The organism is Gimesia chilikensis, assembly GCF_008329715.1.
In the GTDB taxonomy this organism is placed as follows: Bacteria; Planctomycetota; Planctomycetia; order Planctomycetales; family Planctomycetaceae; genus Gimesia; species Gimesia chilikensis.
This window is the reverse complement of the sequence record NZ_VTSR01000001.1, coordinates 1-21325: the sequence shown is the minus strand read 5'-3', so window position 1 is coordinate 21325 and position 21325 is coordinate 1. Positions and strand designations below refer to the sequence as shown.

Sequence of the window (21325 nt, the reverse complement as noted above, 5' to 3'; positions counted from 1 at the left end):
GGGTTCAATACAACTTTCCACCAGGGGGGACGTCGCGGTCTGGTCGCAGTAACACGACGTTCCCCTCTGCGTCGGGAACTCCCAGCGTGAGCACTTCAGATCGATGTTTACCAATCTGGCGTGGTGGCAGATTCACCACACACAGGACCTGTCGCCCCATCAGGTCCGCGTCGGCGTAGTTCGGGATGAGCCGGGCCAGTGATTTCCGGGTACCCAACTCATCCCCAAAATCAATCTGCAGTACATGGCTGGAATAACGGCCTTCTGGAAACGGCTCGATCTGTACAATCCGCCCCACACGAATTTCAACCTGTTCGAAGTCTTCAAGACTGATTTCATTCTCGTTCATCTGATGTTCCTGTTATGCTGTTATGTCAGGTTGTTGGTGATAGTGAGTGGTAGTGAATCGAACACTAAAGAAACAGACCTGTGATAGCACTCTGACGGAATTTTACTAAGGTCGTTGTATGCATTTAAGAGATGTGACAATTCATGCCTCTGAAGGGCTCGCTGAAAAATATAAAGATGGGTTTGTCGGAAAATTCGCGCGGGATGTGGAATGCGTCAACGTTCTGTTCCTTAAGTTGATTGATCGAAAGATGACGACCGACGGAACTAAGAAGCTCGCATTAATGTTTACGGATAATCCTGACGACTTAAACGAGCGCCACCATCTGGATCCCGAACAGCCTGATGTGCTGATCTTCAATTGGCTGTTTCCATTCGCAGATTATGTCGGGGCAGCAGAAAGCGACAAGAAACGGCTGATTTTTACAGCTTTGTGTGATTGTGCAACGTATCTCGCCCGACAGTATCAATGGGAGACTCAACCCCTGGATGAGGCCCGCGTGCAGGCTGAGCTTCAACATTATGAGTGTAGCGGATATGTAAAACCTTCCTGGATATCTCCCGATTCGAAGTGGCGCGTGAAGGTCTATTATGACTTTGGGCTCGAATTTCTGGAGTTCTATGCCTGCCTGTTCAGAAACCGCTCCAAAACTGAACTGAACCGACAGTATCTCGGGAAAGTCGTTCCGGTTCAGGGTTGCAATCGAGTGGGAAAATCGCATGGAAAATGGTTGTCATCGACACAATTTGAAATGATCTCGCCCTCCTTTTTTCGAAAACAGTGGGTCTGTGATTTTTCAGAGGCGATTATAGAACATAGCTGAATTGCTGGCTTAAAAGGTTGGACCAATGGTTGAAGGTCTTGTGAACTGGTAGAGACCTCCGAATATGCTTGATCCTGCCCGCAGGCCTGTCTAAACTGGAGACACGCGCTTAACTTTGAGAGTTCCTCCCCATTCCGTCTGTCTCACCGTCAGTCGGGAGTCTGGAAATATCCCGCCTTCGATTCGACTGTCTTCCATCGTTGGGGCATGGTTGAATCCACAAAACTCTATCAACGAAATGAAGCCGACCATGCACCTGTTGTTCCGAAGTCTGTGTGTCCTCCTCCTGTTTGCTCCCTGTTTCGTAGACCGTTCCAGTGCCGCAGGCGGAGCCTTTCCTGTCGAATCGAATCTCAAAGCGGGGGTTGCCAAGGTTGATATCACCCCCGCTGAAGTCAAAGATCTGGAAGTGGTGGGACATCGTCGCAAAGTCACCGGCGTCCGCGATCCTCTGCGGGCCGGGGTACTGATTCTGGATGACGGACAGACCAAGGTCGCCATCATCACGCTGGACCTCATCGGAGCCTACGAAGAGATCGTCAAACTCTCCCGGCAGGAGATCGAAAAAGCGACCGGCATCCCTGCAGCCAACATTATGGTGACCGCCTCTCACAATCACTCCGGCCCCGGCTTTAAAACTGAATCGGAGTGGGGCAAAACACTGATCCAAAAGCTCACCGCTGCCGCGAAACAGGCGGCGGCTGACATGACCCCGGTGACCGTCGGATATGGAGTTGATGAAATCAGCTTCGGCATCAATCGTCGCAAGGTGATCAACGGCCGCGCCGTGGTCCGCCTGAACGAAGACGGCCCCAATGACCCGCGGGTGAAGGTGCTCCGCTTTGATGATGGAAAATCCCTGACTCCCAAAGCGGTGCTGATGCACGCGGTCTGCCATCCCTGTTTCTTCACCTGGGGCGATAAAGGATCGATGCCGTACCCGACCGGCTTTCCTAAGATGAGTGCCGACTTTCCGGGAGAGGCCCAGACCTTCGTCGAAATGTGTTACGGCAATCAGACGAGTTCACTGTTCCTGCAGGGGTGTGCGGGCGATATTCGTCCCAATCTGCCCGGGTATCCTTATCGCTGTGCCGATGAAGCCGACATCCAGTGGGCCGGCCGGGACCTGGGGAGCGCCGTGGTCCGCACGCTGGCCCGCAGTATGATCCGCGAAGAACTGCTGAAGCGTCCCAAATTTTACCAGATTCGCGTCGCCAATACGGTCGTTTCGCTGCCCGGCAAAGAAGGACGTATCGATGCCGAACTGCAGGCTCTGAAAATCGGCCCCTACCTGCTGCTGACGATGCCGGGAGAACCGATGGTGGAATACGGGTTGAAACTGGAACGCGATATCGCCGATCGCGCGATTCCGATTATCGTCGGTTACGCCAACGGTTACATCGGCTACATCGCGACCGAAGACGCCTACCAGGTGGGCGGCTACGAACCCAACCGTTCCAGGCTGACCGCGGAAGCCGAAGCCATCATCCTCACCGAACTCAGCCTGCTGGCGGATCGGGTGATTGGCGATGTCTTTGAGTCGTTTTCCAAACATCCCAAGGATGTGCAGAAACGCGAAGCGACCGAAAAAGCCCGGCTGAAACAGAAATAAACGTCAACCGGCTGGTTGAGCATTAGCTCGACACATTAGCGAAATCTTTCTGAGAGGGCAGGGCTGTCAGGCACCTGCCCTCGTTTTCTATTTCGAACAGAAAGATTGTTCCCGCCTGCGGAAGCTCAGTCTTCCAGCTTGAGAAAAGCGACGGCATTGTTATTGTTCATGGGGATGATCAACTGCTTCTGTCTGGAATCGTAGCCCATCGAAGCGGCACTCGGAATGCCCGAAGCAATGACCTGGGCCGGTTTACCGGGGCTGATTTTTGAGACACTGCCGAAACGGACACTGCTGACATACTTGGTTCCGTCGGGGAGAATCACCAGGCCATCGTTGCCCCCTTCCGCGGCGTGCTCGGTGCGGAGCAGTTTGCCATTATCCGGATTAAAGGTCATGACGTCGTTGTTGCCGACGTTTACCACGACCACGTTTCCGTCCGGATCGATGGCGACGCCGTTCGGAATCTTGAGCGGATCGCCGTCTACGAAGATCGAAACGTCGCCATCCGCGGTAATTTTATAGACGCGGTTTTCCGGCTTCGAATTGGAAACAAAGATTGTCCCCCCTTTATTAACGGCAATGCCGTTCAGGAATGTGGAACCTTCCACAGGATAGGCTTTCCCGGGTTTACCGGTCGCGAGATCGAACGTGCGGACCACATCGATATCCGCGGTATAAAGGGTTCCGTTGTGAATCGCACTCCCCAGTGGATGATTGAGCGTCAGGCCGTTGCGCGTTGCCCCAATCCATTTTGTGGTATGCACGGACCCATCCGGATTCAACAGCGAAACATAACCATCATTTTTCGCCTGGTCCTGGGAAACCCCGGCATTCATCACGACGATCAGATTGCGGGTCGCGTCGTAGACGCAGCTCTCCGCAAAACGAAAACTGCCATACACCTTGACATTGCTGGAGAGGGGAACAAACTCCCCGGCCTCATTGACGGCTCCCAGTGGTTTTCCTGCCTCAAATGATTTTCCGGCAGGTTTCTGAGCGTAAGCTATGTTGCTCAGCATTAACGTCGCCCCGAGGATCAGAATTAAGAACGCTTTCATCTAAAGACTCTCCTGTTGTAAATGGGTAGTGGATCAGCTGAATCCGATAGATCCACAAGGTACCCGAATTCCACTGTACAGGAAAGCGATCGCCGGTTTCCGGCTCTGTGGTTCAAAGCGCGAAATCGTCACAACCGACCAAACCTACTCTTCAGCTGGGCTGGTGTCCGTGGTTTCGCTGGTCTCCGCCTCAGGCGTTTTGCGGACCAGTTCAGCCAGCCAGAGGTCGCTGGCCCCATAACCAGTGGGTCGGCCGGCAACAAACAGAAAGCTTCTGCCATCCCGCAATAACCGGGGACGTCCCGAAGGATTGGGATCGTCCTTAAAAGCCAGAACCGGCTCTGACCATGCCGAATTCCAGTCGGGACGAGTTGAGTAGTGCAGCTTACTCAAGGCTTCATCCTGATCATCTTCCCAATCTTCTTTTTGATAGAAGAGATAGAACCGTCCATCATTGCTCAGGGAACCAACATTACCAATCCTTTGGTCAACGGGCAGTGGTTCCTCTGATCGTTCCCCAAAGGGGCTGTCTAATGCGTCGCGCCGCCAGATCCACAGGCTGCTTTCTTTGTTGGCTGATTTCTGATCTGGGGCAATGATGATGGGGCGAAAGGCAGTCAAACCGTCAGGGGTGAGCCGGTAATCGCGTCTGTCACCGACGGCGATGGGATCGGGAATTGCTTCCTGCCAGGGATCATTCAGACTCTTGCGCGTCGACAGATACCAGTATGCATCTCGTTTGAATGAAAGCTGCAAGCCGTCTGCCGAGATCTGGGGTAATACTGCATTCCCATCGGTGTTAATCTCAGCGGGGAGTAAAGTCGGAGTGTTCCACTCTGCAGTTTGGGAGGGTCGTGTCGAGATCCATAAATTGCGATTCTCATATTGTGGATTCTTGCGGCCTGTCGAGAAAACAAGGGTGCATTTATCAGCAGTCATATCGCCGCTGAATTCAAAGTCATTCGAGTTAATCTGGGGGCCCAGGTTTTTGGTCACCTGCCATTCCCATTCTCCCGAGGCCAGCAGGTCAGCCAGCGAGGTCTGTGGTGTGACTGGCTGATTTGCTTTTTGTTCTTGTTCAGCTGGCGCTGTGACGAGAGCAGGAACGGGTTCAGTGGCCTCAAATGATTTTTCGTTGTCGGTTCGCACAACCGGTTGATCAGACTCGCGTGGCCAGAGGAAGGCTGTGATACCTACCAGCACAATCGCACACGCCGCTGCCAGCAGATAATGTTTCTGAGCAGAACTGGAGGAGCCGGCATGTTGAATCGTCCCCGGATCACTGATGGTCGGTCCGGGATCAGATGGGGTGTCAACAGTCTTTCGGGACGGTTGAGGCACTTCTTTAACCGGCGGCGGAATGTGACAGTCTTCCAGGGCGACAATCAGCTCCCGGGCAGTCTGATAGCGGTCTTCTGGTTTCTTGGCGACCATTTTTTTAAAGACGGCCGCGACGGAATCCGGGACATCCGGGCGTTGCTTTTGTAACGGGGGAATGTCGCCCTCCCGGTGTTGGACGAAGACTTTAAAGATCGTGTTTCCGGTGTAGGGGGCTTCACCGGTCAGCAGGAAATAGAGCGTGCAGCCCAGGCTGTAGATGTCGGATCGGAAGTCTACCAGATGCGCATCCAGAGACTGCTCGGGAGCCATGAACGACGCCGTCCCCAGAATCGCACCGGCTGCCGTCAGTTCTGACTGACTGACGAACGGGCGGCCACTCTCATCATCGGTGGTTTCGGATCCGGCAGGCGTATGTCGCAGGGAGTCATCAATGTGTGCCAGACCCAGATCGAGAATTTTGACCGTTCCCTGAACATCCAGCAGCAGGTTCCCAGGTTTGATGTCCCGATGTACGATGCCATGTTCGTGTGCGTGCTGCAGTCCGATCGCGGTCTGTCGAATACAGTCGACGGCCTGGTTCAGGGAAAGCGGACCGGAAGTACGCACGATCCGGCTGAGGTTGTCGCCGCGCACATATTCCATCACCAGAAAATGGACGCCCCGCGCCTCGTCCGCATCATAGGCCCGGACGATATTCGGATGTTCGAGCGTTGCAGCAACGCGGACTTCCCGTTTGAAACGTCGCACCTGATCTTCCGAAGCCAGCATCTGCTGTGACATCATCTTCAGAGCTACGATTCGGTGCATCGTGCGGTGCAGGGCTTTGAAGACCATGCCCATGCCACCGACATCGATCAGATCGAGGATCAGGTATTTGTCGATTAACAGCTCAGGCTCACCTTTAAGCAGGGCGGACGCCTGGTACGAGGTCAGCTTGCCGTTGGTGACGAGTTGCGAAGCCAGCTGCCGTGCATCAGGGGGAGGCGTTCCTGTCGAAACCGAATCGCTGACCGATGCAAATTCGTCCGGTGAGAGTACGCCAACTTCGGACAGTTTCGAAAGAAAGTCATCGCAGTCGATATCTTCCTCTGGTTCGTCTGTTTCTTGAGTCGCAACCGGTTCCGCTTCTTCATCCAGTTGAGGTATATCAGCTACAACCTCATCCAGCTTCTGTTCCAACAAATCAACAGAGGGATCGGCGTGATTCAACAGCGACCTGACTTCCGTGAGCAGTGCTTCGTCAGAACCACATTCCTGAATCAGCCAGGCGTCTCGTTGCTCATCGTCCACTTCCAAAGCCGCCAGGAATGTCTGCTGGACTTTCTCCGCGTGTGAATTACTCATCTGCAGAATCACTTTCTGTGCCCGGGCCGAGTTCACGATACAACCAGGCTTTCGCATACTTCCAGTCGTTGTTGACTGTCCGCAATGAGACATCCAGCTGTTCGGCGATCTCCTCGCCCGTCAAACCACCAAAAAATTTCAGTTCCACAATCCTGGCTGCCCGGGGTAACTCGCTGGCGAGCGTCTCCAGGGCGTCATTCAATTCCAGGATGTCTAACTGATTGGCGTCATCGGCGACAGAAATGTGCAACGGAATTCCACGACCGTCATTTCCTCCCCGTTTGAGTCGCTTCCGCTGCCGGGCGTAATCGACGAGCAGGCGACGAATGATGGTCGCGCCGGCGGCCAGCATCAGGGATCGATCTGCGGGATCGAGATTCTGCTGTTCCTGCAGTTTAAGGTACGCGTCGTTAACGAGCAGCGTGGGTTGCAGGGAATGTCCTGCACTTTCGCGACTTAAAGCCCGTTCAGCCAGACCATGCAGCTGGTCGTAAATCGATTGATCCCAGCTGTTTGTGGTTCCGTCTGGCGGTACGGTCATCGGTGTGGCCTGCTGCTCTCGAATGAATCGGATGGGGGGATTCTGTTCCTCGCTAACAGAAATTCACTATCTGATTGATGTGACCCATTATAAGGGGGCTTCAAGCGGACGCAATGCCCCGGATTTCGTTTCTACCAGCGGCGGAACGAGAAAAAAATTGGATTTCGAAAAAGGTTTCCAATCGGATTGCACACATTTCCTCAGCCTGTCGCCAAGCTTATCACGAGGGGAACACAACCAGTCACAGACACCTTCAGGGGAAATCAACATGGCGATTTACGATTCCACAGACCACAAACTGGGCGATTACCTGCTGGGAAGAGCAACCGGATACTACGACAACACCTACAGTTCGCTGGGGGCAGAACATTACCGTCATGAACAGAAGCAGCGAGACCAGGCTCTGAGCATGACCTATCGGCCCTCGCAGAGTGGGCCGGGCATTTTGGATGACGCCTTCGCCGAAGCAGGCGACTTCGGTTCCGAATGGGCCGAGACCATCATCGAGTATGGAAGCGGCGCCTTCACCTGGGTTCCTGCCTGGACAGGTACGGTTCTCAAGCTGATCTGCGTCTTCCTGTTCCTGGTGGCAGGTGTGCAATACGAATTCACGGGCTGGGGGCTGTTACTGGTCGCCGGTAGCGGATGGTTCGCACCGCGGATCACGGCAGGTCTGCTTAAAATGACCCTGAGTCTGAGTCTGTCGCTGGTTTACCTGGCTTTTATTCTGCTGGTCGCCGCACTGGTGCTCGGGCTGATTGGCGGAGCCTTCTATCTGCTGGGAGTACTGTTTGCGTAATCACAAGTCCGGACAGGGGAAGTGCAATTCGCGGGGAGTCTGACATCCGAGACCATTGTCTGTCAGGGGTGGACAGGGGGCCAGACACGTGTTAAAAAAGTAGACTTTGAAACAGTCATCAGCAACTATGATCCTCGCTGATTTTCTGTTGAACAACACTGTCGCATCGTGCTCATTCCAGAGATGAGCTCCCACCTGTTTGTTGTACTCCGGACCTGAATTGATGGAGCAAAAAGAACTGGCGCTGCCATCAACTGAAGATCAACGACTGACCCTGGTCGGTCGCGGGTTACTGGCACTTTCGCTGTTGAGCTGGTGCCTGCTGATGTATCCCCTGTTGTCAGGCGGACCGCTGGTTCTCGATGAGCACTGTTCCTACTGGATTATCGATTCCGATCTGCCCGGCTCTTCGTTGATGCGGAGTCTGGACTACGCCGCGATTCCACCCCTGTCCAGTTGGATTCAGATCGGGTTTCTCAAGGTCCTGGGAAAATCGGAACTGGCGTTTCGACTCTCCTCGGCTCTGTGTGCTCTGGGCGCGATCTGGATTACGTGGCTGGCGGGGAAGGAAATGCGGTCTCCGCTGACAGGAGGTCTGGCTGCGTTAATGGTCGCCTGGCATCCGGAAGCGATGGATGAAGTCCGCATTGCCCGCTGTTACGGACTCGTACTCATGCTGGGAGCAGCCGTGATCTGGGCTACGATCCGCTGGCAACGCCAGCCCCGTTCGCTGGGAGCGGCACTGTTCTGGAGCTTCTCCTCCATCGCCTTACTCTGGACTCATTACACATCGGCACTGCTGGTCATTCTCTCGGGGCTCGCGGTCGCAGTCAGCTGCTGGTGGCAACGCGATCTCAATCGCACCACCCTCAGTCGACTTGTGCTCGCAGCCGGACTGGTGATTCTGCTCGGTCTCCCCCTGATCCCGACCCTGCTGCGGCTCAAGCTGTGGGGACCGATTCTGAACTTCAGCGGCAGTGATACCTCGATCTGGAATCTGATCGGCCCGTTCTGGTGGATCGGCCTGCCGATCGGTGGTCTCGTACTACTGATGACACTCAAGCGTCGTTCTGCGCAGCCCGTCTCCAGCTCAGAACTATGGATCACAGCGACCTGTTCATTGCTCCCGTTACTGATCCTGGCGGTACTTTCCTCGGGAGAGATGTCGAGTCTGGCCAATCCCCGTTATCGCGTTGCTTATGCACCCGCGGGGGCCTGTTTTATTGCACTGCTGCTGACTCAGACGCGGCACTGGATGACCTCCGTGGGGGCAACGGTGGTCGTACTCATCGCAGCCTGGTTTATGTCCCCTCTGGGGCCCTGGGATATGGGGCGGCTCGGATCCCCGACCGAATACGAATGGCGGGAACTGAATGCCTTCATTGCTGAGAACTCAAAACCAGGCGAACCCCTGCTGGTCCAGAGTGGATTGACCGAGAGTTACCTGGTTCCTGCGTTGACGGAGGATCGGGTATTTCTGGAATACGTGGCCTGCCGGGTGAGTCGGTTCTATGTAGATGAACCTCATCCCCGCTACGCGTTGCCATATATCTGGAATCCGCAGTCAGGAGTGATTGCTTTCTTTCAGAATCTACTCGATAGTTGGAAAACCGATCCGGGATCGTTCTGGGTCGCCGCTGCCACCGATACCGACCTGAACCAGAATTCGCTCAACCAGATCCGCGCGATTGCCCGGGAGACCGGCTATGTGGAAACAGAGCAGAAGACCTGGCACAGCGCGACGCTGATTCATTTTCAACAGCCTGCGAATATCGGTAAGTGAACTGTCGTGCGAATCGTCAAACCCGATTTCGGCGAATGGTGAGCAGCCAGTAGAGAGTAGCCATCAGCATAAACAGGGCACTGGAACTGCAGACGCCGGCCCAGCCGAATTCGGTCCAGCTCCAGACGCCAACTGCTGCACCGAGTGCACCGCCCGCGAAGTAGATCACAATATAAATCGTCCCCAGGCGGTTACGGGCTTCGGGAGAGAGACTGTAGACCCGCGACTGATTACCCACATGCACGGCCTGGATTCCCAGGTCCATCAGAACCACGCCGATTCCCAGCCCGAGCAGTGTTTCTCCCTGAAAGTAGAGTATTCCAAAGGAGAATAGTGTAAACAGCTGGAACAAGCCTATGATGGGACGCGCGCCGAAACGGTCACTCAAGCGTCCGACGCCACCCGCAGCGAGTGCACCACCGATGGCCAATAGTCCCAGCATCCCCGCGACGTCGCTGCCATAATTCAGGGGCGGACGCTCCAGGTGAAAGACAAGCGTCATCCAGAATGCACTGAATGCAGCAAAGCTCAAACTTCCGAACACACACGATTCCCTGAGGACTTTCTCTGTTGTGAACAGCTTCCATAGCGAAGTCAGCAAAGGAATGTATCCCATGCGAATCTGTGGTTTCGTGCTGGGCAACGCATACCAGAGCAGGGCCAGCAGGCAGGTCAACATGCAGGCTGCGATGTAATAAATCGATTGCCAGTCAATCAGCCGCCCCAGAACTCCACTGATCGTCCGCGAAAGCAACAGCCCCGTCAGCAGGCCCCCTACGACAGTGCCCACGACGCGACCGCGTTCTGCGGGAGTGGCCAGGCTGGCGGCGAGGGAAATCGTCATATGTGTGCCGGTCGTCGACAGACCCAGGGCCAGGCAGGCGAAGGAGAGCCAGCCAAGACTATCAGCTGAGGCCACCAGCAATAAAGCACAGATGGAGAGCAGCACCGAGATCAGAATCAGGGGCCGTCGATTAAAGATATCCCCCAGGGGCAGAATCAGCAGCATACCGCATGACTGGCCAATCAGGCTGAGTGTCGCTGCACTACCGACAGCACTCTCCGACAATCCCAGGTCGATTGCAATCAGTCCCAGCAGAGGCTGCATGTAATACAGGTTGCCGACCACCATTCCCACGGTTGTCGCCAGCAGTAACGTCAGCCCTTTACTCAAATGAGTTGATTCGGATGAATGTTCTGTCTCTGGTGCTTCCGAAGCTGACGGAGCTTCGGTGGGGGAAAGGGTCGTCATTTCTCTCGTGGATCTATTTGCAACGCTGCGAGGCAGCGAAAGGGGACTGATTTCGTACGTGTCTCTCAATTGAGGTTCATTATCGGGAAGACACGGGCGAGCGCGTCAGGTTCAGCAGTAGGAGGTGTTGCCCTGCATCTGTCTCTGGAGTTAGTGCGAAGTAAAAGCGGCCTGGTTTCGCACAGAACGGGACAACAACTACATTCCAGCTCTGAGTCCTCATTTTAGGACCGGAGCTGTTCCCGGAACAGTGACTCGTTCAAAAGTCGTATGACATCATTGAATTCTGTCGGGCTCCAGGCTGGCTCCCCAACGCGGTTTCAGCTCTGATCAGCGTCGATTCATCATTTCGGGTGCTGTAAGCAGGTGGCGATCAGAGCCTCTCATTTAGACAGTTATTGATATGAAGTAATTGTATTATGTGCGCTGATTTGTACCGTTGATGTTCACTTAATGGTTGATTGATAAGATATCTTAGTTCTTTTGTACATTGGACTTGTGGAATGACAAATTTTATTCAAACAGGTGAAAATAGAGAGTTTTTTTGTAGAAATAAAAAGTTGATTTGGGTAAACAGGTCTAAATGTAATGATTGTGCTGAATGGATCACATGGGACTTAAAAGAGTAATGAGTTGAGAGCGTGGCCTGCGTTGAGTAAGTGAAATATAGAGTAAGAGCATCCATTCAGCCTGCCCGGTCTGTCGAAATCAGATAGTCACATCATCGATTTCGTCCCTATTGTTAAGCTGAAAAATTTACTTCTGAGGAGTAACCAGGATGCTGCTTACGAACTGGCTTGCTAACGTCACCTCTCGTCTCCGTAAACGTCCCGTCTTCCGCTCTCGCGATCGTCGGGCTCTCCGCCAGCGCTGGCAGACCGCCTGCAGCAATCAGATCTCTACCACAGAAGTTCTGGAAGATCGAACATTGCTCACACCGCTGGCTGTCAATAGAACAAACCCAACCGGGATCACCAGTGGATCGTCGAGTGCTTATCTGGATGTTACTTATCAGGATAATCAGGGGTATCCCATTAACTTTGGTTACTCAGATCCAACCGCCATCAGTATTACTGGCCCCGCTGGTGCCGTGAATGTTGTGAATGCGACACCTCTTTCTGGCGTCAATTCACCACAACTGACAGTACGCTATACGTTCCTCGCACCGGGAGGTACCTGGGATTCCGCTGATAATGGTTCTTATTCTGTTAATATCAATGCCAATAAAATTCGAAACGTCAATGGTCAGTATAACTTCGTAACCAGCATGGGAACTTTTGGTGTCAGTCTGGTTGACCCGAACACTGCTCCCGCTGTGTCTGGTACATCGATAACCACTGTAGGATTGGCCCAAGTGGGGGACTCGTCCTATTCCTTTACGATCACTTACAGTGATGATTCCGCCATTGATGTCTCAACGATTGATGTGAATGATGTGACCGTCACCGGTCCTGGTGGTCCGTTGTTGGTGGTGAGTGCCGTCGAAGCCTCCGGCGTGAATGGCAGCCCGAAGACCGTGACTTATACCGTCACGCCTCCCGGCGGGATCTGGGATATTGCCGACAACGGTACGTACACGATTGCCATCAATGGTTCAGAAGTGGGTGATGATGGCGCTCCTCAGTTGTTTGTTCCAGCGAATGCGTCTCAGACAACATTTTCTGTGAATATTCCCAAAGTTACCTCTCAGGGGGAACTGGTGCCTGCTGGCTCAACGGCACCTCACACTAACGACTTAACCGGAAATGCGGTCGCCGTCGATGGGGACTGGATGGTCGTAGGCGCTGCCGCGGCAGATGCAGGTTCTGCTGGTTCTCCGGGCGCAACTTATGGTGATTCTGGTGCCGTTTATCTCTATGCCCGCAATGATCAGGGAACACCTGAGCGGCTGGACGATGATACCTGGGTTTATCATTCCACGCTTCTGACACCCAATAATTTTTCTCCCACAAGCGATCGCTTCGGTACCTCTGTTGATATCGACGGAGATACGCTGATTGTCGGAGCGATCAACGCAAATGACACTGCATATCCTGGTGCCGCTTACATTTATAAACTGAATGATAATGGAACAATCGGGACGGGCGATGATTCCTGGAACTACACAGCACGACTTTCACGTCCTTCCTACCTGGCTACTGCCGGCGCCTATGAGGATTTTGGAACTTCGGTTTCCATTCGTGGCAATACGGCTGTGGTGGGAGCACGATACGATTCTCTGGGGGCTCCTGGAAACTCGGGAGCGGCTTACATTTTTTCAACAGAGGATAACTGGGCTACCAGTTCTGTCGATAAGGTGAAAGCCAGTGTTCTCTATGGAAGTGCTTACTTTGGAACTTCCGTTTCGATCAGTGCGGATGAAAGCACTATCATCGTAGGAGCGCCTAACGAAAATAATGCTGTTGGTGCAGTCTATCTCTATCAGCGTCAGCAAAACGGACCCGGTGTGGCCGACGACACCTGGATTGGGTTCAAACGGATTACCGGCAGCCAGAGTTTCTCTGATTTCGGGAACTCAGTTGACATTGATGATGGCTACGCGGTAGTAGGCAGCCCCCGTTACGACTATGGTTATGGTGATGCTGGTGCTGCCTATGTATTGGCTGAATCAGCGGGCTGGAACAATATTAAAACGCTGTATGCCTCCGATTATTACTATCAAGATCAATTTGGTACTTCCGTTTCGATCAGTGGCGATCTGATCGTCGTCGGGGCTGGATACGATGATATAGCTTATGGGGATGATGGCGCTGCCTACCTTTTTGATGGATCGAATGGGTGGGGAGCACCTGAGCAAAACAAATTCTTCTCTCAGCACGTCAACGGTAGTAGCAATTATTTTGGATCTTCAGTTTCAATCAGTGGTTCCTCAATCGTTGTTGGTGCGCCGAATCATTCCCATACCTCAGGTTCGTCTGGTGGCGCGTTTGCATATGGGGTGTCGGTACCGCTCGGACTTCCTGACATGATCGGCAGCTTCAACGCGGGGGATTTCGTACTGGATTCGTCTACTGATCCCGATACGAACATGACCATTTCCTATTCCGGCGGGATCATCACAATCACCGATCCGAGTAAAAACCTCCAGGCGCCTCCTGGAGCAACGCAGGTTGACCTGCATACGATCTCCTTCGCCGCCAGTTCGATTGCCGGCGGTTCGCTGATCATCAACGGAGGGACCGGCGATGACAACGTGACCGTCGATACCTCTCTGGCCGCATCCGGCATTAACGTAATCTATAACGGCGGAGCCGGCGGAGGGTTTGACAGTCTGGAAGTAACTGGTTCCGCTACCGATGTCGAATACCGGTACGACAGTGCCAGCGATGGTGGTGTGCGTCTCAACGGTTCGGGGACCGACTTCATTACCTATACCGGCCTGGAACCGATTGCTTCAACAATTACCGCGACGAATGTCACATTAAACTACGTTGGCGGTGCGGAAACGATTACCGTTACTTCCGCCGGTGCCGGGCAGACCAACGTCAGTTCTACTTTAGGTGAGACGACTACGTTTAATAATCCGACAGCGACATTGACCATCAATACCGAAGTCGGCGGTGGATCTGGCGCCGATACAGTCAACATTCAGGGAGTAGGTGGCGGATTCAGCGCGAACCTGACAGTCAATGCGGGCACCGATGACGCGGTCAATTTTCAGACCTTGGCGACCAATGTCGGAACAGGCAACCTGGACATCAATGCCGGCACGATTGCCGTCAATGCCCCCGTGACTACCTCCGGTACTGCAGCTCTGGATGCCACGAACGGGTCCATCACGGGACCGAGTCTGATTACCGCTGGCGCGCTGATTCTGGAAGCCACCGGCAACGCCGGCGGAGTGGGAACGGAACTCAACGTGGCCGTTAATAATCTGGAAGCAGATATTACAGGGAGCCTGTACATCGATGATACCGGCACCCTGCAGATCGGGGGAATTGGCCCCGTGGTCGGCGTGACGGTCGGCGGGGCTTCCGTCATTACCTCGACCGACACGATGACGGTGGCAGAAAATATCTCTGCCACAGGTGGCGCGCTGGAACTGGAAAACACTGGCGGGGATTTTATCCTGAATTCAGGTGTGACCATTTCCAACAATGCGGCTAATCAGATTGACATCGATTCCGCCGGCGCCGTGACCATGGCGGACGGAAGTCAAATCACCCACAGCAGCATCGGACTGATTGATATTGATGCAGTGACTAACATTGCTCTTTCGTCGATCTTCACCTTCCTGGAAGTCCAGCTGACAACGACCACCGGCAGTATTACCGATAATACCGCTGCGGAAGGCACACTCCTCAGTGCCGGTAGTGTTGCCTTACGAGCTGCGACCGGGATCGGGGGTAGTGGGGCTGCAGACATTGATTTGATTCTCAACACCCTCGCTGCCAATACGACCAGCGGTGATGTTTATCTGTCTGAACCCTCTCAGACCACGGTCAGTACTGTGAATGGCCTGTCGGGGATTACAGCCGGCGGTAACATCGATCTGAGTATTGGTGGCACCCTGGATATCAACCAGAAGATTGAAGCCACGGGAGCTGCATCTACGATTAACCTGGCCGCTGACGGTGACATCAATGTTACCAACAATGTGATCACCAACGGCGGCGCGATTGACCTGCTGGCCGATAATGATCTGACACTGGGAGCCTCTTCGCTGGTCGATACGACATCTTCCGCTGCAGTCACCCTGACGGCAAACGCAGATGGTCTCGGCGGGGGTGACTTCACACAAAATGAAGGTTCTCTTGTCGATGCCTATGGCGGGTTAATCGACGTGGACGCAAGTGGGAATGCCTTGATTGCCAATCTGCAAAGTGCTGGCGGGATTGTCCTGGTCACATCCACACAGGGGGCCATTCAGGATAATACGGCAGCTGAAACACCGCTGATCACCGCCGCTCAGACAGGGTTGGATGCCCATTATGGTGTCGGTTCATTTGGCACTGCTAACTTTGAGTCTCAAGTCAATACGCTAGCGGCCTTTACCTTGGAGAATGAAGTTGTAATCAGTAATTCGGGGAATCTGGTTATTGGTGACGTGTCACCGCTCGTGGGTGTGGCTTCCGGATTCGGAGTTGTGAATGTGGAAACAACCGGTTCAATGCAGGTCTCCAGTGACGTCGTCGCAGGAGACTATGTGCGGTTAAGGACTTTTGATTCGCTACTCACCGGAGAAGATCTGACGATTGATGCCGGAAAAAAGGTGCAGTCACTTGGTTCACTAGTAGGTTTGTTTGTTGGCGATAACCTGACAGTAAATCCCACTGCCAGCGTGATTGCTGATACTTCATTGATCAGCATTTCTGTGGACTATGCGAATGCGGATCCGGGTGTCGGGAGTGTGGCCAACCTGAATGGCACATTCGATTCTTTATTCACATTTAGTATGAACGGAAACTCTGATGATGACCAGGTTATCATCGACGGTAACGGCGGCGCCCTCAATGATGGCGGAACAGTTGATGGCATCCAGAGCTCGTCATTTAGCTTCAGCGGAAACGGTGGTACGGATGAATTGATTGTCGATGATTCCGGCGATACCACCGGCGATGCGATCAATATTGTCAGCACCTTACCCGGTAGCGGGACAGTCGGTGGTGCGGGGGCCACGGCCTTCGGTTTCCAGGGCTTGGAAGACCTTACCGTCTATTCCGGAACAGACATTGATGACATCACAGTTAATCCGAATTTACTGACGACGATTGTCATTGTCGGCGGCAATCCAGCCGCTCCCACTTTCCCTGGCGATTCACTGACTTACCTGACCCCTGCGGGCGAATCTTCCACCTTCACACCAGACGGCCTGGATGGCGGTACCATTTCCGCAACCGGTGGATTTCAGGATGTGACCTTTGATGAAATCGAAGGCCTGACCTTCGGCGGCAGCATTGTCGTTGATGGTACCGCCGGTGATGACACGCTGACTATTACCGCTCTGACTGCCAACTCGGGAACATACCAGATCAACGGCGGGCCGGTCATCAATTTCAATGCCAACACAGATTTCACCTTCAACGGTCTGAACGGCGATGACACACTGATCATCAATAATCCTGCTGGTGGACTGTTCGATCCGGTGAATGGAATCACCTTCAACGGCGGAACCGGCGGTGAAACGCTCGGCGACACACTGCAGATTCTGGGCGGTACCGCCGCGATCGTCGAACATCAGTTTGTAGATAACAACAATGGTTCGGTCTTCTACAATGGCGAAGGGACCGCCACGATTACCTACACCGGCCTGGAACCGATTGATGATACCATCACCGCCACCGATCGTATCTTTACCTTCACCGGAGCAGCTGAGACGATCACACTCTCCGACGATGCTGGTGCCGGGAATGGGCTTTCACTGATTGATTCTGACCTCGGCGAATCAGTCAACTTCGTGCATCCCACTGCGACGCTGACGATCAACACCGAACTGTCCGGCGGCAGTGGCGCTGATGCCATCAACATCGATCCCCTGGATTCGACCTTCACAGCGAATCTGACAGTCAACGCGGGCACCGATGATACCATTAACACCGGAACGGTTGACATTGGAGCGGGAGCCCTGGACCTGACTTCCGGTCAGGTCAACGTCAATGGCGCATTTACTACTACGGGTAGCGTGGATATTGAGGCTACTGCAGCGGACATCACATTTGGCGCCGCTGGTTCGATTGATGCCGGTGCCAGCGAGATCGATTTGACGGCCTTCTTTAATGTGGAATCGTTAAATGTGACCACGACCAGTGAAGTCCGTGTGACGGCTACCGGCGGCGGCATCAATGACCTGACAGGAAATGCGCTGATCACCGCAGATCGGGCGGCGTTGCGTGTCGGTGGTCCCGGTGGTATTACCGGAATTGACACCAACGTCAATACTCTGGCAACCAGCGTGGCCGGTGGTGCATTTACAATTGACAACACCGGTGCATTAGAAATCGGCACGGTCGATGGCCTGGCTGGTATTACAGCCGCGGCCAGCTCCGTCTTCCTGACGACAACCGGCACGTTGTTGATCAGTGACACAGTTACCGGGGGGGCCGTCGACCTGAGATCGAATGATACGATGACGATTTCAGATAATGTCAGTGCTTCTACGGGAACCTTGAAGCTGCAAAACTTCGGCGGTGACTTTGTGTTAAACAGCCCCGTACAAATTTCCAACGCTGCTGCCTTTTTGATCGACATCGATTCTGCCGGAGCAGTAAATCTGGCAGACGGATCGCTTGTAACCAGTCTGGGTACCGGTCTGATCGACATTGATGCTGTCAACAATATCGCCCTGGCTAACTTGAATACCGGCGGTGAAGTTCAGATCACAACCTCCGCCGGTGCGATTACTGATAATACAGGTACCGAAGCGTCTCTCATCACCGCTGACACCGCAGCGCTGCGGGCCGCAACCGGCATCGGTGCTGCGGGAGCAGGGGACATCGATCTGGCGGTTGGTACCATCGCCGCCGATACGACCGCCGGTGACATTTACTTGAGTCAACTTGGTTTATTGGAAGTCGATACCGTCGATGGTCTGGTGGGGATAACAGCTGGAGGCAACATTGATCTTAATGTTGGTGCCATGAATACCTATCAGGACATCGAAGCTACAGGTGCTGCTTCGACCATTTCCGTGTTAAATGTAGCTGATCTCAGCATTGGGGCCGGCGTAATTACCAATGGGGGGCAGATTGATATTCTCTCTAATAACAATCTGTTTCTAACGGGAAGTTCTTTAGTCGATACAACAACTGCTGCGATTGTCAATGTGATCGCCAACGCTGATGCCATCGCTTCGGGAAGCGTCAATCAGACGAGTGGAGGCGTGGTCAATGCCCATGGCGGCTATCTGACTGTATCAGGGCTTTTCGTCTGGATTGCCGACCTGCAAAGTGTTGGGGGAACCGTTGCTGTGACTGCCACAGGCGGACCAATTATCGATAGCAATGCCACTGAATCACCCGTAATTACGGCTGATGAGGCAGTCCTGAGTGCCCTGGATGGGATCGGTGTCGCTGGTATCGGTGACATCGATACTGCGGTCGGCACACTGTCCGCTTCAACGACCAACAACGATATCGTGATCAGCAATACTGGTGCCTTGATCATTGGTGATGTGGCTCCCCTGTCGGGAGTCACTTCCACGAACGGTGCCGTAACTGTTTCCGCATCCAGCCCACTGACCGTTGCCAGCAATGTGACGGCAGCCGGAACAGTCACCCTCACAGCCACCGACTCTCCCGCCGCCACTGATAACCTGACGATTGCCCCCGGTGTGACGGTCGAATCAACCGGGGCCGATGTGGTCCTGACAGCCGGTGATGACTTCACCATGGATGCGACTTCCCAGATCAATGCTGCGACAACCATTGGCATCTTCGTCGATCCAAGTGTCGGCGATCCGGATGCCGTGGGGGGTACTGTCGATCTGGTTGGCGGTATTTCCGCCCCCGGGGGAACGACGGTGACCGGCGGTGATGACGATGACACGTTCAACATCCTGCCCAGCAGCACATCCACGATTGCTGTTGTAGGCGGCGATCCCACACTACCGGCGGTTCCCGGGGATACGCTGAATATTGATCTCAGTGGTGTGACCGATCCCGCGCTGGTTCTGGGAGGCGCACCGGGTTCAGGCACGTTTAACTTCCTGGCTCCCGATACCGAACTGCCTGTCAGCTACAGCAGCATTGAGGATGTGAATACCCTGGCTGGCTCCTACCACCTGGTGCTGGACATGTTCTTCTCCGGCTTCGAAGACGCTTCCGACGACACGATCGACGTTGGTCTGGATGCCGGCGGCACGAATCTGCTGATCGACATCAATGGCAGCAACTTCTTCACCGGTAACGATGCCGATATTCTCTCCTTCACCGTACTGGGGTCGGCTGACAACGATACGTTGAATATCAACGAAACCGCAGGCGGTCTGCCGATGTTTACCACAGCCGCTCCTGCAGGCATCCCCGGTTCCAACGGGGCACACCTGAATGCCGCCGCGGATTACTTCCTGGAAGATATTTTCAATCCCAATACCTACGATGTGAACGACATTACGATTCACTACGACGGTAAGAACGGAACCGACGCGATCAATGTGAACTTCATCACCGATCACAATGCCGGTTACTTCTCGGATGTAGACGATGGCCTGGGCAGCGGCAATATCGTGTCGGCCACCACTGTCGGCACTGACATTGACCTGGGGCTCTCTTTCGGTAACGTCGAGGGGGTCGGCCTGTCCGGTTCGGGAACCGGTGGGGGCCTGCATGTGGATGCTTCTTCCACACCCGACACGACGGGGATCTATATCAACAATGATGCGAATCCCGGCGATGGTGTTTCGCGAATCTATGGCAACGGCGGTTTTACCGATCTGCTGTTCGACGACTTTACCGATCTGCGGGTCCTCTCGGGAACCGGGAATGAGGATATCCAACTGATCGCCCTGGACTCTGCTACCACACTCATCAATGTGGAACTGGATGGCGACAACGTGTTTGGCACTGATACAGGGAATGACACAATTTTCATTAGTTCCACGCCTGCCGGAACGGTAACGAATGTGAACGCGTTGGGCGGTCTGGGGAATGATTATATCTGGCTCGGTTACTTCACAACTGCGGATAACATCCATGCCACAGTCAATGCGGACGGTGAAAGTGGAACTGACACACTTCGCGTATATGATTTGAGCGATCTGACTGGAGATACGATTGATATCACTTCGACTACGATCGAGGGAATGACCAGTGCTCCTGGCACCGACGTGACCTTCAGCAACATCGACACACTCGGTGTTCAGGCTACACAGGGTGAAGATACCATTAATGTCAACATGACGACGCAGGAGGATCTGAATTTTGTTTCCATTGCTGGACACTTGGGAAATGATGATTTTTACCTGCAAAGCAGCACACCGGTCGGTGTGAATACCATTCTGGCCGGGCAGGCGGATGATGATGAATTTTTCTTCCTGGGCAGTAATGTACTGCGAGGCCTTATTGATGGAGGTTTTGGTTACGATACCATCGACTACACCACGTACGCAAACGCCGTACACGTGCAACTGGCAGGCCTGGGAACTGATGATGGTTTTCAGGGCTACGAACTCAATGGTAGCATTCTGGGCACCGGTTCGGGGGGCACTGGATTTAACAACATCAATGACCTGGTCGGCTCAGCCAACAGCGACACGCTGGAAGGCCCGAACCTCAATAACTACTGGGGCATCACGGCCAACGATGAAGGCTTCATTATCGCCGAACGGAACAATCTGGCCATCGGCCGACCGACGATTGCCGGCGATGCGATTGCAACTCCACCGGAAGAGCGTCTGGACTTTACCGACTTCCAGAACCTGATCGGGGGAACGCAGGACGACCGCTTCGACCTGAGCGACGGGGCCGGTCTGACCGGTACCCTG

Annotated in this window: 10 protein-coding genes; 5 read left to right on the top strand and 5 right to left on the bottom strand. The window is 53.9% G+C overall.

The window, feature by feature from the left end:
- Window positions 1–4 precede the first annotated feature (4 nt).
- Entirely contained in the window at window positions 5–349 is a 345-nt protein-coding gene (locus FYZ48_RS00050) for a tRNA-binding protein (RefSeq protein ID WP_149336285.1), read from the bottom strand.
- A 118-nt stretch (window positions 350–467) separates the two neighbouring features.
- Between FYZ48_RS00050 and FYZ48_RS00045 the strand changes: the two genes are divergently transcribed.
- Together FYZ48_RS00045 and FYZ48_RS00040 are read left to right on the top strand one after the other, a co-directional pair.
- A complete protein-coding gene (locus FYZ48_RS00045; RefSeq protein ID WP_149336283.1) occupies window positions 468–1172 on the top strand; it encodes a hypothetical protein in 705 nt (234 codons plus the stop codon).
- 250 nt (window positions 1173–1422) lie between these two features.
- Window positions 1423–2784, top strand: coding sequence for a hypothetical protein (locus FYZ48_RS00040; RefSeq protein WP_149336281.1), 1362 nt, complete (start codon window positions 1423–1425; stop codon window positions 2782–2784).
- A gap of 125 nt (window positions 2785–2909) precedes the next feature.
- Here the strand turns inward: FYZ48_RS00040 and FYZ48_RS00035 are convergent, their stop codons facing one another.
- The 3 genes from FYZ48_RS00035 to FYZ48_RS00025 all read right to left on the bottom strand — a co-directional run bounded on the left by FYZ48_RS00035 (window position 2910) and on the right by FYZ48_RS00025 (window position 7071).
- Window positions 2910–3845, bottom strand: a complete 936-nt coding sequence (locus FYZ48_RS00035) for an SMP-30/gluconolactonase/LRE family protein (RefSeq protein WP_149336280.1) — start codon at window positions 3843–3845, stop codon at window positions 2910–2912.
- 144 nt (window positions 3846–3989) lie between these two features.
- On the bottom strand, window positions 3990–6587 hold the full coding sequence (locus tag FYZ48_RS00030) for a serine/threonine protein kinase (RefSeq protein ID WP_242022268.1): 2598 nt from the start codon (window positions 6585–6587) through the stop codon (window positions 3990–3992).
- Window positions 6523–7071, bottom strand: a complete 549-nt coding sequence (locus tag FYZ48_RS00025; RefSeq protein WP_145182526.1) for an ECF-type sigma factor — start codon at window positions 7069–7071, stop codon at window positions 6523–6525. Before FYZ48_RS00025 ends, FYZ48_RS00030 begins: the two co-directional genes overlap by 65 nt.
- A gap of 268 nt (window positions 7072–7339) precedes the next feature.
- Between FYZ48_RS00025 and FYZ48_RS00020 the strand changes: the two genes are divergently transcribed.
- On the top strand, window positions 7340–7870 hold the full coding sequence (locus FYZ48_RS00020) for a hypothetical protein (RefSeq protein ID WP_149336279.1): 531 nt from the start codon (window positions 7340–7342) through the stop codon (window positions 7868–7870).
- 223 nt (window positions 7871–8093) lie between these two features.
- Window positions 8094–9653, top strand: coding sequence for an ArnT family glycosyltransferase (locus FYZ48_RS00015; RefSeq protein WP_149336278.1), 1560 nt, complete (start codon window positions 8094–8096; stop codon window positions 9651–9653).
- Window positions 9654–9669: 16 nt separating this feature from the next.
- On the opposite strand, the gene FYZ48_RS00010 is transcribed toward FYZ48_RS00015, so the two are convergent.
- Complete coding sequence (locus tag FYZ48_RS00010) at window positions 9670–10905, bottom strand: MFS transporter (RefSeq protein WP_149336277.1); 1236 nt, start codon at window positions 10903–10905, stop codon at window positions 9670–9672.
- A gap of 778 nt (window positions 10906–11683) precedes the next feature.
- Between FYZ48_RS00010 and FYZ48_RS00005 the strand changes: the two genes are divergently transcribed.
- Window positions 11684–21325: hypothetical protein (locus FYZ48_RS00005; RefSeq protein WP_149336276.1), on the top strand; the 9642-nt coding region annotated here is incomplete at its 3' end.

Bases quoted from the DNA above. Each gene is read 5' to 3' on its own strand.
- FYZ48_RS00035 (WP_149336280.1), bottom strand. From the start codon at position 3,845: ATGAAAGCGTTCTTAATTCTGATCCTCGGGGCGACGTTAATGCTGAGC.
- FYZ48_RS00010 (WP_149336277.1), bottom strand. From the start codon at position 10,905: ATGACGACCCTTTCCCCCACCGAAGCTCCGTCAGCTTCGGAAGCACCA.
- FYZ48_RS00015 (WP_149336278.1), top strand. From the start codon at position 8,094: ATGGAGCAAAAAGAACTGGCGCTGCCATCAACTGAAGATCAACGACTG.
- FYZ48_RS00045 (WP_149336283.1), top strand. From the start codon at position 468: ATGCATTTAAGAGATGTGACAATTCATGCCTCTGAAGGGCTCGCTGAA.
- FYZ48_RS00025 (WP_145182526.1), bottom strand. From the start codon at position 7,071: ATGACCGTACCGCCAGACGGAACCACAAACAGCTGGGATCAATCGATT.
- FYZ48_RS00030 (WP_242022268.1), bottom strand. From the start codon at position 6,587: ATGCGAAAGCCTGGTTGTATCGTGAACTCGGCCCGGGCACAGAAAGTG.
- FYZ48_RS00050 (WP_149336285.1), bottom strand. From the start codon at position 349: ATGAACGAGAATGAAATCAGTCTTGAAGACTTCGAACAGGTTGAAATT.
- FYZ48_RS00040 (WP_149336281.1), top strand. From the start codon at position 1,423: ATGCACCTGTTGTTCCGAAGTCTGTGTGTCCTCCTCCTGTTTGCTCCC.
- FYZ48_RS00020 (WP_149336279.1), top strand. From the start codon at position 7,340: ATGGCGATTTACGATTCCACAGACCACAAACTGGGCGATTACCTGCTG.